Annotated in this window: 12 protein-coding genes; 5 read left to right on the top strand and 7 right to left on the bottom strand. The window is 43.5% G+C overall.

All coding sequences use genetic code 11. The features are described from left to right. Positions 1 to 103 precede the first annotated feature (103 nt). From GKZ87_06720 to GKZ87_06735, 4 genes are all read right to left on the bottom strand, one after another. The gene (locus GKZ87_06720; protein ID QSI25201.1) at positions 104 to 985 is read right to left on the bottom strand and encodes a DUF89 family protein; all 882 of its coding nucleotides are present in this window, start codon (positions 983 to 985) and stop codon (positions 104 to 106) included. Positions 986 to 1044: 59 nt separating this feature from the next. Next, complete coding sequence (locus tag GKZ87_06725; protein QSI25202.1) at positions 1045 to 2715, bottom strand: Na/Pi cotransporter family protein; 1671 nt, start codon at positions 2713 to 2715, stop codon at positions 1045 to 1047. Between the two features lie 336 nt (positions 2716 to 3051). After that, positions 3052 to 4725 carry a Na/Pi cotransporter family protein gene (locus GKZ87_06730; protein QSI25203.1) on the bottom strand — a complete coding sequence of 558 codons (1674 nt, stop codon included), beginning with the start codon at positions 4723 to 4725 and terminating at the stop codon, positions 3052 to 3054. Positions 4726 to 4990: 265 nt separating this feature from the next. Further along, positions 4991 to 7084 (bottom strand): glutamine synthetase type III, encoded by a 2094-nt coding sequence (locus GKZ87_06735; GenBank protein QSI25204.1) that lies wholly within the window; start codon positions 7082 to 7084, stop codon positions 4991 to 4993. Between the two features lie 331 nt (positions 7085 to 7415). Between GKZ87_06735 and GKZ87_06740 the strand changes: the two genes are divergently transcribed. The 4 genes from GKZ87_06740 (at position 7416) to GKZ87_06755 (ending at position 11095) form a co-directional block, all read left to right on the top strand. Next, a complete protein-coding gene (locus tag GKZ87_06740) occupies positions 7416 to 7952 on the top strand; it encodes a rubrerythrin family protein (protein ID QSI25205.1) in 537 nt (178 codons plus the stop codon). A 245-nt stretch (positions 7953 to 8197) separates the two neighbouring features. Next, on the top strand, positions 8198 to 9595 hold the full coding sequence (locus tag GKZ87_06745; GenBank protein ID QSI25206.1) for a TrkH family potassium uptake protein: 1398 nt from the start codon (positions 8198 to 8200) through the stop codon (positions 9593 to 9595). Between the two features lie 12 nt (positions 9596 to 9607). After that, a complete protein-coding gene (locus GKZ87_06750) occupies positions 9608 to 10285 on the top strand; it encodes a TrkA family potassium uptake protein (protein ID QSI25207.1) in 678 nt (225 codons plus the stop codon). Positions 10286 to 10411: 126 nt separating this feature from the next. Beyond that, positions 10412 to 11095 (top strand): sporulation protein YunB, encoded by a 684-nt coding sequence (locus GKZ87_06755; GenBank protein QSI25208.1) that lies wholly within the window; start codon positions 10412 to 10414, stop codon positions 11093 to 11095. Positions 11096 to 11976: 881 nt separating this feature from the next. Here GKZ87_06755 and GKZ87_06760 read toward each other — a convergent pair. Next, complete coding sequence (locus tag GKZ87_06760; protein ID QSI25209.1) at positions 11977 to 14355, bottom strand: ribonucleoside triphosphate reductase; 2379 nt, start codon at positions 14353 to 14355, stop codon at positions 11977 to 11979. Positions 14356 to 14374: 19 nt separating this feature from the next. After that, entirely contained in the window at positions 14375 to 15511 is a 1137-nt protein-coding gene (locus GKZ87_06765; protein QSI25210.1) for an anaerobic ribonucleoside-triphosphate reductase activating protein, read from the bottom strand. 235 nt (positions 15512 to 15746) lie between these two features. Between GKZ87_06765 and GKZ87_06770 the strand changes: the two genes are divergently transcribed. Then, positions 15747 to 16826, top strand: coding sequence for a hypothetical protein (locus tag GKZ87_06770; protein QSI25211.1), 1080 nt, complete (start codon positions 15747 to 15749; stop codon positions 16824 to 16826). A 117-nt stretch (positions 16827 to 16943) separates the two neighbouring features. Here the strand turns inward: GKZ87_06770 and GKZ87_06775 are convergent, their stop codons facing one another. Further along, the gene (locus GKZ87_06775) at positions 16944 to 18047 is read right to left on the bottom strand and encodes a DUF2974 domain-containing protein (GenBank protein ID QSI25212.1); all 1104 of its coding nucleotides are present in this window, start codon (positions 18045 to 18047) and stop codon (positions 16944 to 16946) included. Positions 18048 to 18241 lie beyond the last annotated feature (194 nt).

Consider the following 18241-nt stretch of genomic DNA (forward strand, 5'->3'; position numbering starts at 1 on the left):
AAGCATACATACGCATCCGTCCTTTTGTATCTCCTGTTTCTTCTTTGTACCTTATAGTGAGAGATTTTCTTATGCGGACTGATGCTAATCATCATGTCATGTGTTATGCAGCCAGCTCCAGTGTTTTCTCATAGGCGAGGATTCCCTGCAGCCGCTGCATGCCAAAGCGTTCACAGAAATAATCGCATTTGCACAACAGCAGATAATAGATGGGCAGGCCACATCCATATAAGGATTCAAAATTTGCCTGTCCCTTGGCGATGATGATATCGCTGGAAACAATACGTGCATATGCTTCCTTGCTTATATGGCGCAGATCGCAGCCAGCTAATGGCACACCACTGTCTATGCATGTGCAAAACTCATGAAGCCCAACCTGTTCTACATCCTTCATGGTTGCATCATTGATAACCTCACCACCGCGTACCATGACTGTGATATCCAGGTGTGGAATCTGCTTTTGCAGCTGCTGTAGGAACAGCTTGTCTAAAACGATTTCTCCGCAATTATCACACAGATACAAAAGTGTGTGGCTGTTTGCGGCATGTTGCTTGAAGTCTTCATAAACAGTGGGCTCCAGTGTTTCCTCATGTACCTGCTGTAACAGTGCATGCAGAATATCCTCATCCACGTTCTCCATAGCACCGAAATCAATATAATTCCCACAGCGGGCAAGGCGCATTGCATAGGAGAGCGGATCTGGGGCCTGCTCAATGGCTTCCTGTAATTGAGGCTCCATCTCCAGCAGCATCGTATTGAAATGTGTTTTTATTTTGGCATAATCCACAGGCTGATCGGGTACAGGTGCTGTTAACAGCCGGATTCGATCGGAAATCCACGGCATGGTATCTGCAGCATCTGCCTCCAGCATAACACGCATGACATCCTTGAGATATTGTGCTTTTTTATGCTCGCTGGGGCAGGCTCTTACACGTTGTTCTTCTTTCTTTAATAAGCATAGGATACAACGAGAACTGATATTCATATCATCACCTCTTTCCATAAGTATAGCATAGAGAAAAGAAAAAGACACCTATGCGGTGTCTAGACAGCGGATAATGCAGGATCGCTGACCTGCATAGCTTCATCGCTCAGTGTGAAGTTACAGCGCTTTGCCTCCTGAATGATGTTCATGATGTGATCGGAAACACGTTCCACATCTGTCAGTATTTCGGAGTAGATTACACAGTCCTTGGCATCCACCTTCTTGTCCATCAGACGCTCAATCTGTGCCTGCCGGTAGCTTGCTGTCAGCTCATCTATACGGTCTTCAATCCGTTCGATTTTCTCAAAGCATTCATCCTGGGAATCCAGGCTGTAGGTAGACAGCAGGGAGAAGCTTTTTGATAACAGGGAAGCCAGCTGGTGTAATTCATCCTGTATGTATTTCGAGCTGGACAGCTTGTTTTCCTCACTGGCAGAATATTGAATAATGTTGATGGCATGATCTCCGATTCGTTCTATATCGGAAAAGCACTTATATAATGCATTGCAGGTGGTGGAATCCGACTCATTCATTTTCAATGAGCTGACAAGGGTCATATAATTGGTGATTTCATAATTGATATAATCGATTCGCTTTTCACGCTTCATGATTTTTTCATAATTATAGGCATTTCCGCATAAGGCATCCATGGATTCTGCCAGATTTGTCTCCGCAAGCTGCAGCATCGCCATAGCCTCCTTCCGCAGTGAGGAGATGGCAATCGGCACAGAACCGATATTGTCCTCATCGACAAAGGTAAGCGGTATATTGTAGCCGGCATCCTCGATTTCCTCCGGCTTTACAGGCAGAATCACCTGTGCCAGTTTAGCCAGACGGGAACCGAACGGTACCAGCATAAGTGTCGTTGCAATGTTGAATATCGTATGCGTATTGGCAATCTGTGCTGCCGGATTGGAGGTAAAGCTTTCCATCCAGGATACAAATGGGACGAGTGCTGCAAACGCCATGAAGACGAGCGTTCCAATGATGTTAAAGGACAGATGGATAATGGTAGCCCGCTTGGCATTTCGGTTGGCGCCAAGTGAAGCGAGCACAGAGGTGATACACGTACCGATATTCTGCCCGAAAATAATGTAGATCGCACTGCTTAACGGAATCAAACCGCTAACGGCAAGTGCCTGTAAAATACCGACGGAAGCAGAGGAGCTCTGAATCAGAGCAGTGAAGCCTGCGCCCAGCAGAATCGCCAGAACAGGGTTGGAAATTGTTGTCATGGCATGGATGAATGCTTCGCTTTGCTGCAGCGGTACCATGGCATCCTTCATCATATCCATACCGATGAACAGAATACCAAGACCGGCGAAGATTTCACCAAAGGCATTGATTTTTTTGCCTTTTAGAAACGTAACCAGAACGACACCGAAGATTGCTACTAGAGGAGCGATTTTCGAAGCATCCAGTGCAATCAGCTGTCCGGTGATGGTCGTACCGATATTGGCACCCATGATGATCCATACTGCCTGATGCAGTGTCATTAGCTGGGAATTGACAAAACCGACAACCATTACTGTCGTGGCAGAGGAGCTTTGGATCACTGCGGTAATACCGGCACCGACAATAATGCCTAAAAACCGGTTGCTGGTCAGCTTTTCGAGTATGGATTTCATACGGTCTCCTGCAGCTCCCTCCAGCCCGGAGCTCATCATATGCATACCATACAGGAACAGGGCAAGGCCCCCGAATAATTTCAGAATACTATCAAATGTCATGAATACATAACCTCCTGTTCGAGTGACGTACGAACATAGTTTTAGTATATCGGTAAATACATATTCACACAATACAGGTTTTGTTAAGAGTTTGTTAATAAATAACACAAAATATTTATAAGCAGTATATGAAACCGTTTTCTGATTGGTAATGTAATGAAATGGTTAACGATTTCCTCTGCTTTGTAAAGCTTCTTTTAAGCGATCACCTGCTGTGTGATGTTCAGCGTAACCATATTGTCAGAAAACATAAAAAAAGATTCCCGAAGGAATCCTTGTTTGCCAATATATCTGATTGAAAAAGGAGAGGGGACACAGGCTGTTTTTGCGTCTTTGTTACGCTGCGCATTCCTGAATGAGCGGCATATCCTTTAATTCTTCATCATTTAAGGTAAAGCTGCAGCGGCGGCACTCCTCGATGATATTCATGATATGATCGCTGACACGCTCAATATCGGTCATGATTTCAGAATAAATGACACAGTCTCTGGGGTGAATCTGCTTCTGTACCATACGCTCGATCTGCCGGTTGCGGTATTCTGCTGTCAGCTCATCAATGCGTGCTTCAATCCGTTCGATTTTCTGCAGACTTTCATCCTGTGATTCCAGCCGGTTGGTATATAGCAGCTGAAAGCCTTTATCCAGTAATTGCTCTAGCTGCTTCAGCTCCTCATGAATCACACGGACATCGTGCAGGCGCTCCTGCTCATTTTTCGTATATTGCAGAATATTGATGGCATGATCTCCAATCCGTTCGATATCCGCATAGCATTTATACAGCGCATTGATCGTATTGGAAGCAGTGGGGTTCATTGGCAGAGTAGATACCGAGGTCATATAATCAGATATTTTGTAATTGATATAATCGATGCGCTTTTCCCGTTTCTCAATATCCTCTACATTGCATGACTCCTGGCAAATTCCATGGATCGCCTCACGCAGATTGATCTGTGCCATTTTCAGCATGGCAAGTGCCTCTTTGCGTAAGGAAGAAATAGCAATCGGAACACTGCCGATGTTGTTGATATCCACAAAGGTGAGAGGAAGCGCTGTTTCATCATGCTGATACTCCTCTTTCCGAATCGGCATCAGAATCTGTGCAAGACGTGCCAGCTGATTGCCGAACGGTAACAGAATGAGTGTTGTCACGATATTGAATATCGTATGTGTATTGGCAATCTGTGCTGCAGGATTTGTCGTAATTGCACACATCCAGTCCACAAATGGAACGATATGGATGAAGCAGAAGAACAATATGGTGCCTATGATGTTAAAGGACAGGTGGATAATTGTTGTCCGCTTTGCGTTGCGGTTTGCACTCAGAGATGCCAGCACTGCGGTGATACAGGTACCGATATTTTGTCCGAATATGATATAGATTGAACTAGATAGCGGAATCAGGCCGCTGAAAGCCAAAGCCTGCAGGATACCGACGGAAGCGGATGAGCTTTGTATCAGGGCGGTAAACCCGGCGCCAAGTGCAATCGCAAGCAGCGGATTGGAGATCGAGGTCATGGCGTTTAGAAACACCGGGGAATCCTGAAGAGGCGTCATGGCATTGGACATCATATCCATACCGATGAACAGAATCCCAAGTCCTGCCAGAATATCACCGATGGAATTGATTCGCTTCCCCTTTAGAAAGGTTACCATCACCACCCCGATGATAGCGACCAGCGGTGCGATCCGGGAGGCATCCAAAGCAATCAGCTGCCCTGTAATCGTTGTTCCGATATTGGCTCCCATGATGATCCAGACTGCCTGATTCAGCGTCATGAGTCCGCTGTTTACAAATCCGACAACCATAACGGTAGTTGCTGAGGAGCTCTGGATAACTGCGGTAATACCGGCACCGACTGCTACCCCAAGCAGCCGATTGCTGGTGAGCTTTTCCAAAATCGCCTTCATACGGTCTCCGGCTGCTGTTTCCAGGCCGACACTCATCATATGCATGCCATACAGGAACAGTGCCAGACCTCCCAATAAGGATAATACATTTTGTAAAGTCATAATGATCTTCCTTTCCTTCAAGTGGCTTTAGTATAAATAACGAAAGAAAAAGAAACAAGCAGGTTTTGTTAACAATTCGTTAAAACGGCGATTTATGCTTACAAAATCTTAACAATTTCTCCTGTTTGTGAAGCATCTGTTACAAAAGGATAAACAAAGTATAAACACAGAAATGAATGAAATAAAAAAGCAGGCACATAGGGTACCTGCATAATCGTAAAACATCTAAAATTCAGAAGGAACCATACAATAGATGATACGCTTATTACTGCATGGAGATAAACATATCGTCATAGGTAGGGAATGGGTAATTATCGGACGCAACGGCTTCCTCAATCTCGTCGATCACTGCACGAAGCTCTCCCATTTTTGGAACAATCGTATGATTCAGGTATTGTGCCTTTTCCATATTATCCGGATACTGCTGCCGCTCAATCATTTGTTCCTTCAAATCATGATAGCGGGTATCAAAGGTATTTAGCAAATCACACAGATGCTTGATCTTACGCTGATAGTAGCTGTTTTCCACACCCAGAGAATTTTGGGCATCCGTATAAAATTTAATTTCACGCACAAGGGCAGGAAGGATATCCTTCTTACTGATATCCAGCAGTGTGAGCACCTCTGCTTTAACGGATTTCCGGTATTCCTCTGTAAGAATATCCACACGGGCTTCCAGCTCCAGGCGATCATATACCTTATTTCTTTCAAACATCGCCACAGCCTTATCATCCAGCATGGAATAAATGCTGTCCACATAGTGCTTGATATTTGGTAAACCGCGCTCCTGCGCTTCCCTGATCCATTCCTCGCTGTAGCCGTCCTTGGAAAATAGAATCCGGGAATGCTTGCGTAATATATCACGACAGATATCCAGAGATTTCCGGCGGATATCATCGATATATTTATACTGCTGCAGCTGGTCGGCAATGCTTCTCAGTGAATCCGCAACAATGGAATTCAATATAATATTTGTTGTTGAGGCACTTCGGCTGCTTCCAACCATACGGAATTCAAATTTGTTTCCGGTAAATGCAAACGGTGAGGTACGGTTCCGGTCACTGGTATCCTTTGGCACATAGGACAGATTTGCAATCGCATACGGCTGTGTTTCTACATCCGGCTTGATTTCATGCTCTCCTCTGCGCAGCTTTTCCAGAATAACCTCCAGCTCATCCCCCATACAAATGGAAATAACGGCAGGCGGTGCCTCATCCGCTCCCAGGCGGTAGTCATTTCCATAGCAGCTGGCAGCCATACGCAGCAGCTCCGGATACGTATCCACTGCCTCAATGATGGCACACACAAATAACAGAAAGCGGATATTTTCATGCGGACGATCTCCTGGCTCTAACAGATTTTGTCCATCGTCTGTCACCAGGGACCAGTTATTATGCTTACCACTTCCATTTACTCCCTGAAACGGCTTCTCATGAAGCAGACATGCCATACCGTGCTTATCCGCCTTCTTCTTTAAAACATCCATGATAATCAGATTCTGATCAACCGCAACATTGGCATCTATAAAGAGAGGCGCAATTTCAAACTGGCACGGAGCAACCTCATTATGCTCTGTCTTTGCATAGATGCCCAGCTTCCACAGCTCTTCATCCACCTCTGTCATAAATTCCTGAACACGCGCAGGGATGCTGCCGAAGTAATGTCCCCGGATATCCATGCTTTTGGGAGGCATGGAGCCAAACAGGGTACGTCCGGTATGCACAAGATCCTTACGCTGCAAATACAGCTCCTTGTCAATCAGAAAATATTCCTGCTCCAGACCAACCATGGCATTGACATGCTTAATATCCTTATCCTTAAACAGGTTTACGATGCGGGTTGCCTGCTTGCTGATCGCTTCCGCAGACTTTAACAGGGGAGCCTTTTTATCCAGGGTTTCTCCGTTATAGGAAACAAAGATAGTTGGAATACATAATACATTATCACGCAGGAACGCCGGTGATGTACAATCCCAGTACGTATATCCCCGTGCTTCAAAGGTTGCCCGCAGTCCTCCGCTTGGAAAGGAGGATGCATCTCCCTCCCCCTTGATCAGAGATTTTCCACTGAATCTGGAAATCGGCTGATCATGGTCTCCCGGCTCGATAAAGCTGTCATGCTTTTCTGCTGTGGAGCCGGTCAGCGGCTGAAACCAGTGTGTAAAATGCGTAGCTCCCTTATCCATCGCCCACTTTTTCATTGCGTGTGCGATTGCATCCGCTGTGGGACGATCCAATGCATCCTCCTTGCGAGTTGCGGTTTTCCATTTTGTATAAATCGGATGAGGAAGACATTCCTTCATCACGCTTTCGCTGAATAAATTGATTCCAAAATCATCAAACGGGTGTTTTTCTGCCATATCAGATACCTCCTATAGAAGAATTTTACTGCATAACAGAAAATTTGTATATAAAAACATGAAAAAAATAAGAAAAAGGAACAGTTTCTAAAAAATATTTTGAAAAAATGGAATAAAAATGATGATTATCTCATAAAATGTGAAAATGGAAAGCATTGTGTGAAACGATGGTATCCTAGAAAAAGAATGAAATTTATGGAAAAATAGAGTATAATATAGGCATTGGTAAAAGGTTGTCACGCTTTTCAGCTGTATGCGTATCGCTGAACGCATAAGCGCTTCATGACATTCATACACTGGGACAAGGACAATCTTAAAAGGAGGAAATAAAATGAATTTAAAAGGAACAAAGACTGAGAAAAACCTGAATGAAGCATTTGCCGGAGAATCCATGGCAAGAAACAAGTATACGTATTATGCTTCCAAGGCGAAAAAGGATGGGTATGTTCAGATTTCCAATATTTTTGAGCAGACTGCAAACAACGAGAAGGAGCATGCTAAATTATGGTTCAAGCTGCTGCATGACGGTATGCCGGATACAGTAACCAATCTGAAGGATGCTGCAGCGGGTGAAAACTTTGAATGGACAGATATGTATGCACGTATGGCAAAGGAAGCTCGTGAAGAAGGCTTTGATGATATCGCAGATACGATGGAAGGTGTTCTTGCGATTGAGAAAACACATGAGCAGCGCTATGTGGCATTGCTGAACAACATTGAGGATGGAACCGTTTTTGAAAAGGCAGAGGAAACATTGTGGGAATGTCTGAATTGCGGACACCTGCACACTGGAAAAACTGCTCCTGAGGTATGTCCTGTATGTAACCATCCACGCTCTTACTTCGAGGTACGTAAAGAAAATTACTAGAATTTTAATAAGAAAAAGGCTTTTTTCGTTAAGAAAGGAGCCTTTTTTCGTATCATTATAAAAAGTATTGGGAAAGTTTATATGTTTTTTAGAAAAGCATATTGTAAAAAAAAATAATATGTGTAGAATATATTTGATACATCTTTCAGCAGCCGCTGTCTGTTCTGTATAAAGAAAAAGTGAAGACTGCATACATATATGTCAGTATTCTGTGAACAATAGAAAGAAAGTCTGGTTAAATTGATATGACAAATTTTATTCACTCGGTGCTGGGGTTCAGAAAGCTGTCTCCGGCTCAGAAAATTGCATCAAGCTTCCTGCTTGTTATTCTGAGTGGAACCCTCCTGCTGATGCTGCCGATTTCCAATAAGAATTTTCAGTTTCTAAACTGGCTGGATGCACTGTTTACAGCAACCAGTGCGACCTGTGTAACGGGATTGAGCGTATTTACGGTGGCTGATCAGCTGAACTGGTTCGGGCAGGTGATTCTGCTGTTACTGATACAGATTGGCGGACTTGGGCTAATGACCTTTATGGCGGTTTTTATATTGATTGTGAAAAACCGTTTATCCATGAATGAGAAAATGGCTATGAAGGAAATGCTCAATCAGGACCGGGTTGTAAATATGCGAAAGTTTCTGCTGGATATCCTGTACTATACCTTGTTCTTTGAAGCTGTTGGGGCAATTCTGATATCCTTTCGGATGATTCCGCGCTTCGGTCTTGTGGATGGGAGCTTTAAGGCGATTTTCCTGGCTGTTTCTGCGTTCTGTAATGCAGGGTTTGATACGCTGGGGTCTGTGAGCCTGCAAGAATATGTCCATGATCCGCTGATGTGTTTAACGATTATGGCTCTGATCGTTCTTGGCGGATTGGGGTTTGCAGTGTGGTTTGATATCCGCGATAAGGTGGGGCCGCTTCTGCACCGTCAGATCAAGTTCAAAAAGTTCAGACATTCTTTATCCCTACATACGAAGATCGTATTAAGTGTCAGTCTGCTTTTGATCGTCGTTCCAGGATGCTTGATTATGGCAGTCGAATTTACAAATGCTGCGACACTGGGAGATTTTAACATTTTCGAAAAGCTGATGACTGCAATGTTTGAATCCATTGCGCTCCGTACTGCAGGGTTTACAACCATCAATTATGCCGGACTGAAGCCGGCAACCGATTTGCTGATGATGGTTGTTATGTTTATCGGTGGTTCTCCGGGTGGTACGGCAGGTGGTATTAAGACAACAACGATTGCAGTGGTAGTTATCTATATCATTTCTTCCCTAAAGGGGAGAGAGCATACCGTTGTTTTGCATCGGAAAATCGGCAGGGGAATCATCATCCGTGCTATGGGGATTTTCTTTATCAATGTTGTTGTGCTATTTACCGGTATTTTCCTGCTGAATGTTGTGGAGCAGAAGCCATTTCTAAGCCTGTCATTTGAGGCGGTCAGTGCAATGGCGACGGTTGGCTCCAGCCTTGGCGTTACGGCTTCTTTGGGGGTAGGAGGGAAGCTGGTTATTATCTTTCTAATGTATGTTGGACGTATCGGTATTTCTACACTGATTTTGTCACTGACGCGTAATAAGCCAAATAGAAATGCAGCAAATAAGGTTTCATACCCGAATGGAAATATTATTGTGGGTTAAGGAGATAGAAAAATGAAAAAGTTTTCAAACAGACAGTATGTTGTTCTTGGTTTAGGGATTTTCGGATCAACGGTCGCAAAAACATTGAGCAGCTATAATTGTGAGGTTATTGCACTCGACAATGATGAGAAGTGTGTAGATCGCATGGCGGATATTGTCACACAGAGTATGCTGTGTGATATTACAGATATCAATCAGTTGCGTGAGGCCGGTGTTCAGGATTGTGATATCGCAATCGTGAGTATGGGAAGCCATCTTGAGGAAAGTGTGATGGCTATTATCAATCTGAAGGAGTTAGGGGTACCGTATATTGTGGCAAAGGCTAAAAATAAGCGGTATATGCAGATTTTTACAGAGCTGGGTGCCAACAAGGTTGTTCGGCCGGAGAAGGAAATGGGAGAGCAGGTCGCAAAAGGGGTTCTCGGCAAGAATATTATAGATGTTGTGGATCTGGATAAGGAATATAGTATTGTTGAAATTCCAACACCTCCGCAATGGGTAGGGCAGTCTTTGATTGAACTGGATTTGCGTAGAAGGTTTGGAATCAATGTAGTAGGAATCCGTTCTTATTTACAGGAGCATCTGAATGTATGTCCGGATGCGGAATATAAAATTCAGAAGGAGGATCACCTTGTCGTGATTGCGGATTGCAAGACACTGGATCGCTTCGATGTGCTGGATCAGCTATAAGATGTGAGAAAATCGCATCTTTTTTTATGGCTGCTTCGATATGTATGATTTATCATGTTTTATACAGGGGATTCATATACTGTTATACAGGAGGATGTCTTTGCTTTCGCAACAGATAAGATGCTCATGAGAAAAGTAAAAAGCAGGAAGTATAAAAAACAGAAGCTGATCCTTCTGCTGGTCGCAATCGTTTTGGGGTTTGGCTGCATCATCCGTTCTTTTAATACGTATATGGAGCCGCAGCTGCAGGCAATCGCCAAGCAGCATACCGGGTTTGCTATAAATAATATCGTAAAGGAAGTCCTGGCGGATATCGAATATGATACGAATGCTTTGTTCAAGATTAACCGTACAACAGGTGGAGATATCAGCAGCATTGAATATGATTCGTATAAATTAAATCAGTTGCTTTATTCAGCATTGAATACGATAGATAAGTCGTTGCTGGCAGCACAGGACGGCAAAAAGGATCCTACTACAAAGGATGTTTTCTATGAGGATGGTGTTTTATATGAGGTTCCGGCGGGTTATTTGAGTCATATTTTCTTTTTGTACGATAAGGGACCAAAGATAAGGGTTCGTATGCGAATGTTGAATGATGTTACCGGAGAGATTAAGACTGAGTCAAAGCCGTATGGAATCAATAATACTATGATTAAAATTTCACTTGTGGTAAGAGTGAATGCACAGGTTATAACGTTTCTAAGTACATCGGAGTTAGAGACAAAGACTGAAATACCATTAGTGGTACAGGTTGTTAATGGACAGGTTCCAGATTTCACACCATATAGTAGTTCTTCAGGAAAGTGATGATTAGATACAGATTGAGAAAGCTAGACTTTTGTAAAAAGTACAACAATAAGCGCAAAAAAATTTAGATCCACTAGCCTCTGGGAGGCTAGGCACGACCTTAACTGTTCCATTTCCATTCCACAAAGATTTAGATCCACTAGCCTCAAGGAGGCTAGACACTTCAAAAGGTTTTACACCCTGTAGCTTTGCAAGATTTAGATCCACTAGCCTCAAGGAGGCTAGACACGCATTCGCCTCAAAGTCCATCGTTTCAAGCACAATTTAGATCCACTAGCCTCAAGGAGGCTAGACTCCTCCTCTATCCATATCTCAATAAGGAGATATGCATTTAGATCCACTAGCCTCTGGGAGGCTAGACCCGAATAGGTAAGGTATCAGCAGTGGATATACAGATTTAGATCCACTAGCCTCTGGGAGGCTAGACACGATAGTGTTTATCATTCAAGACGCTATCAAAGAATTTAGATCCACTAGCCTCTGGGAGGCTAGACCGAGGAACGCTCATGGCTATTGATACAACTACAGGATTTAGATTCACTAGCCTCTGGGAGGCTAGACACTCGAAACGATTGATAAAATCTGTGATGCTCTATTTAGATCCACTAGCCTCTGGGAGGCTAGACCATGAAAATTCCCATGAATAGCCAAGAATGAAACAATTTTACATAAAAATATATTGCATTTATAGATTTAAAGCATGAAAATTGTTACATATGTGTTTTATTGAACAAAATGAAGCGCGAACCTCCCGGGGTTTTCATGGGAGCTTAGGGTTCGCGCCATTTAGCTGAACATGGTATCTCTAACACAATTATAACAGAAATAATGAGTCATGGCATAGAAAAGAAGTACATACTTATAATATGTACCCCTCGTTTTTACGCTTTTTGTACTCTATCTATATATTTGCGTATATTTGACGCATTGCTAAATGTTTCGCAAGCTCCATTCTTGCATACAACCAAAGTCGGTGCCTGCATAATAGAAAATTTCTGTGTGAGCTCAGCCTGCTCCTCCGCATCAATCTTCTCATAGGAAATACCCGCACTTTTCAACCATGTATCTGCTATCTTACAATTCGGACAGGTTTTTGTTGTGAATAAGAAAATTCCGTTTTCGTCGACAGCAGTAGGTGCTTTTGCTTCTTTATTTACATGAGGAAGTGCATCCTTCCCTTTCAATACAGAATGTCCAATATCATAAACCTTGCGCTCCTTGAATTCCTGACTTTTTCCTTCATTCCAATTCTGTACCGGGCGATAATATCCGGTAATACGGCTCCACACCTCGGTTGCCCCACCACATTCAGGACATGTATAATGCTCGCCGTTTATATAGCCGTGATTGCGGCATATGGAATAGGTTGGTGACAGTGTGTAGTAAGGCAGACGATAGTTCTCGGCTATTTTTTGTACCAGGGCAGCAGCAGCTTTCCAATCTGGCAGCTTTTCTCCTAAAAAGGCATGAAATACGGTGCCTGAGGTATAGAGAGTCTGCAAGTCGTCCTGTATATCCAATGCTTCAAAAATATCTTCGGTATATCCTACAGGCAGGTGAGAGCTGTTTGTATAATAAGGGGTATTTCCTTCCTCAGTAGCTGTAATGATATCCGGATAACGCTCCTTATCGTGTTTAGCAAGACGGTAGGTTGTGGATTCCGCCGGAGTTGCCTCCAGATTATATAGATCTCCATATTCCTCCTGATAGATTACCAGACGCTCCCGCATGTGATTCAGCACTTCCTTAGTGAAAGACTGTGCCTCTTTCTGTGTCAGATCCATGCCCAACCACGTCGCATTTAATGTCACCTCATTCATACCAATGAGTCCCAAGGTAGAGAAATGGTTGGCAAAGGTTCCCAGATAACGCTTGGTATACGGATACAGTCCTTCCTCCAGCAGCTTGGAAATGACAGTACGCTTTACCTTTAAAGAGCGTGCAGCAATATCCATTAAATGATCAAGCCGTTTATAGAAATCCTCCTTATCCGTTGACAGATAAGCGATTCTTGGCATATTGATCGTTACAACACCAACAGAGCCTGTACTTTCACCACTTCCGAAATAACCTCCGCTCTTTTTCCGTAATTCTCTTAAATCCAGACGCAGACGGCAGCACATGCTTCGTACATCGCTTGGCTCCATATCGGAATTTACATAATTAGAAAAATATGGTGTTCCATACTTTGCGGTCATTTCAAACAGCAGTTTGTTATTCTCCGTTTCTGACCAGTCAAAATCACGGGTAATGGAATAGGTTGGTATCGGATACTGGAATCCGCGCCCATTGGCATCCCCCTCAAGCATGATTTCAATAAATGCCTTATTCACCATATCCATTTCCTTTTTGCAATCCTTATACTTGAAATCTACTTCCTTGCCTCCGATAATGCAATTCAGCTCTGCAAGATCTGCAGGAACTGTCCAATCCAGTGTTATATTGGAGAAAGGAGCCTGTGTTCCCCAGCGGCTTGGAGTGTTGACACCGTAAATAAAAGATTCCACACACTTCTTTACCTGATCATAGTCCAGATTGTCGGCCTTAACGAACGGTGCCAGATACGTATCAAAGGAAGAAAAAGCCTGTGCACCTGCCCATTCATTTTGCATGATACCAAGAAAATTAACCATCTGGTTACAGAGGGTAGCGAGATGACTTGCCGGTTTGGAGGTGATTTTTCCACCTACACCGCCTAAGCCTTCCTGTATTAGCTGCTTCAGACTCCAGCCTGCACAGTAGCCTGTCAGCATGCTTAAATCATGGATATGCATATCTCCGGATTTGTGTGCATTTCCGATTTCCTCATCATATATCTCACTCAGCCAGTAGTTCGCAGTGATTGCGCCGGAGTTGTTTAAAATAAGCCCTCCAACGGAATAGGTGACAGTGGAGTTTTCCTTTACCCGCCAGTCAGTCGCCTTTACATAGCTGTCCACCAGCTCCTTATAGTCCAGAATCGTGGATTTCATATTTCTGATTTTCTCTCGCTGCTTCCGGTAAAGAATGTAACATTTAGCCACATCCCCATATCCGGACTGAATTAAAATAGACTCTACACTGTCCTGGATATCCTCTACCTGAATACGGTCATTCTTGATTTTTGGCTCAAAATCAGAGGTGACGCGCAAAGCAAGCATATCAATAATACTTGGGTGATACTGACGCTCTACTGCCTCAAAAGCCTTTGTGATGGCATTGCTGATTTTAGCAATGTCGAATTCTGAAATCTTTCCATCTCGTTTGATAACCTGATACATATTGAATTTCCTTCCCTTCCTATATGCCGCGAAGCTCCGTGTTTGGAATCTTCGTCCTTGCTATTTCCAGATAAGCCTTCATGGTTTCCTTATCCCATGCATGCAATCCTCTCTGAATCACATGGTCACTGTCTTCAAAATTTTGCAGATACCAGGCAGCTGCGCCTTCCAGCCAGTCTGTCATATCCCGTATATCCTGCGCACTATGAAATTCCTTCACAATCGTTGTGCGGAATTCATATGGAATGTGGCCCTCCTTCAGGTAGGCGATGCTGTCCTGAATACCCTGTAGATCGAGGTTGCGTATCCCTGCGGTTTCTGCATATTTCCTTATAGAGTTTTTAATATCCATTGCCACATAGTCAAGCAAACCCTCTTCAACAAGCTGCTTCAGCTTTTCCGGACTGCTGCCGTTTGTGTCCAGCTTGACTGCATAGCCAAGTGCTTTGATTTTCCTTAAAAAGCCTGCAAGCTCTGGGTTTAAGAGTGGTTCCCCGCCGCTGATGCATACGCCGTCTAGAATACCTTTGCGCTTTTCCAGAAACCGCAGAACATCCTCCTCCTGCAGCTCCGGCATATTTTCTGGCAGAAAGACAAGATCACTATTCTGGCAGAAGGGACAGCGGAAATTACAGCCTCCTGTGAATATCGTACTGGCCATTTTCTGGGGATAATCAAGCAGAGTCAGCTTTTGAATACCAAATAGCTTGATTCCTGCTTCCTCCTGCTGTTCATACTGTCGTGCATTTTCACTCAGCTTGCTCAGTGTTAGCTCAAACTGGTGCAGCTCGTCTGCGTCGATATCCCTTGACAGCAGCTCCCACCATTGCTGGCGAATCATATAGATGTCCCGTATGATATCCTTCGTTTTGTCTGTCGTGAATAAAAGACGAATACGTTTATCCTCCGGGCTGCTCTGCGTGGCAACATAGCCAAGTTCTTCTAACCGGGAGATACTCTTTGTCACAGTTCCTTTATCGAAGCAGCCTTTTTGAGCCAGCTGCTGCATATTCAGCCCCTCTTGCTCATAGATCAGAATCAGAAAGAGAATCTGTGAAGCGTTGATGTCATGACCGCTTAATTTTTTATCATAATATTTCTGTCCGCAGCGGTACAGAATAGATGTGTTCAAGTTGAGATATCTGCTGTTATCCATGTCTTCCCTCCAATGGTTGAGCTTTCAACTATAAGAATGATAGCACACAATAGTTGAACATTCAACCTTTGAAAAGAATGTAAATTATGAAAAGAAAAATCATAAGAAAAATTTATAAAAGTATAAGCTGCATGCATGAGTTTTAATAGAAGTCGGTGTTTGATTCCATACTTTTAATTGTAAAGCTTGGAGCTTTATGAAAAGCTGTGCTAAGATGATAGGGAAGGTGAAGCTTATGGGAATGTTATTATTTTTAATTCTATGTCTGCTGGTTTTGACGGCGGTTCAATGTTTGATATATCATGTAAGCGGGCAACTGCAAATCAGCAAGCGGGCACGCACTGTTGTGCTGTTTGTGTCACTCATAAACTGCTGTATTCTAATATACCGCTTTACACCGCTGTTTGCATTATACAAGGATATCCTGCCATGGAAGGGAAAGGGGATTTTGATACTTATCAGCATCTATATTCCACAGCTGGCAGGGATTTGTGTGCTGGCGCTGCTGCAAAGGCTGTTGCGCAGAAGAAAGATAAACAAAGTAAAGCTGCTGTACGTATATGCAGTAATAGCGGTGTCACTTCTGTTTTTTTCATCGTATGGCTTACGGCAGGCGTCTGCTTTACAACTTCGTCATGTTCAAATCGAGGTTGAAAAAACAGTCCAGAAACAGACGATTTTGTATCTCAGTGATTTGCATGCTGGAACAGCATTGCGAACGCCCTATGAAAAAATTAAGCAGCTGGCCGCAGACAGTGATATGGTGTTACTAGGTGGTGATCTGTTTGATGAAGCGACCTCGGTAAATGATATGAAAGAGCTGTGTAGCCTGCTTTCCAGTATAGACACAAAGCTGTACTATGCGCCCGGCAATCATGAAATATTGCAAAGGAAGCGTGGGGAATATGAGAAAATGCTGAAAAAAGCGGGTGTTCATATTTTAAAGGATCAGGTAGTAGCTGTGAACGGTCTTCAGTTCATCGGCAGAAAAGACAAAGGGGAAAACCGTGCAGCGTTATCTGCACTCATGGCAAAGTGCAGGGATAAAGAGCCGGTTCTATTATTGGAGCATCGCCCGATAACAGTGAAGGAGCATACCGATCAGATTTTTCTACAGCTATCCGGTCATACGCATAACGGACAGGTCTTTCCAAATAATATCCTGACAAGAATTCCCTATCCCAAAGCATATGGTGATTTTAAAGACCCTTACAGCCTGCTGGTATCATCGGGGGCCGGAACCTGGGGAATTCCTATGCGGGTTGCATCACAAAATGAGGTGCTGCTGATAACGCTTATACCAAAGACACAATAGACAAGGCTGCTTTTGTGTAAATATGAAAAAGAGAGGAATTAAAATCATTTCAGCGATAGCTTCGATGATGGAAATTCTTCTCTTTTATTCCCTATCCTAATATATTCCTATCCGGAATTACTTTGCTGATTTATCCTTTGACAGATTTCCTTCAATAGCACTTTTCGCGCTGGCCATCAGCTTAATTGTAATATCAGAAAGCATTTTTCTTGTCTGCTTATCCGTGCTGTTGAGTGCTTTTAAAATCAGCGCTGTACTGCGCATTCGATTCTCATTCATTTCCTTAAAGGATGCGGCATTTGTATTGCTTAGAATTTGAAAGACTGCATCTATAAAGGCTTCTCTTTGGGAGCGGTCAAGATCACTGATCCATTGCTTGATAGCCGCATCGAGGATAACGCTTTGCTTATCAACACGATCCAATCGGATAAAATCAGCTCCTAAAACCTCCCAGGAGTAGGGATCATGCTGCCACAGGGATATCTGATTGCTGGAAATCACGGTATAATGCTCCTCATGCTCCAGCAGCATTCCAACTACACTGGATTGCGGTACAAAGGTTTCTATGCGTCCTGCAATTTGGCGGTAGCCTTCTCTTTGTAATACCGCTGTACTGAATCCAGGGCCGTCGTGATTGTATACCGTTTGTATCCGACTTTGTATGGATGAAGAACAACAGGCTCCTGCATATACTGCAAGGTTACCGCCTTTGGAATGTCCGCATAAGACAATGCGGTGGTTCGGATAGGCTGTAGCCATCATTTCCACATATCGCACTGCCTCCAGCTGGGAGGGGATCGTATCCATAAATGTCATATTGAAATCTTCCTTCCAGCCAACAAGCGTGTTATCGGTACCGCGAAAGGCAATCAGCATCAGCTGATCGTCTAGTAGGCAGGTGATTGCAGAAAATTGCTTCTCCATGGACGCATCCAGGTGGTCGATATAGCCGCAAAGCAGTACATCCTGAAAGCGGCTGCCTTCTGCCATCTTATGCAAAAGCTCCATATCCTCTTGTACACGATATTGGATTTCTTCTGGCTTTGCTTGTTTGAAAAATGCAGAAGCATCACGGATACTGATTTCCGATTGCTTTTGAATAGCCGGCTGCAGGCGCAGATAGGACAGACAACTGAAAATAAGGCTGTCTACCGCATTGACAGGGTTTACTGAAAACAGCAAATCATTTCTCCATGTCAGATAATCAAATACATTACTCATAGGTTCCCCTTCCTGTTACATACGAATCTATATATTTATATGGATGTATGTAAGCTCATAATAACAATGATCCATTACCATGCATACTTATAAATGCTTCCGAAAGACCATAGGCGTACACAACAGCTACGTCCACCGTTCCTTTTATAAAGCCTTCTATTCCTATAGGTTATATAAGAAAAAAGTCCTTTTCC

This window comes from Erysipelotrichaceae bacterium 66202529 (assembly GCA_017161075.1).
GTDB lineage: Bacteria > Bacillota_I > Bacilli_A > Erysipelotrichales > Erysipelotrichaceae > Clostridium_AQ.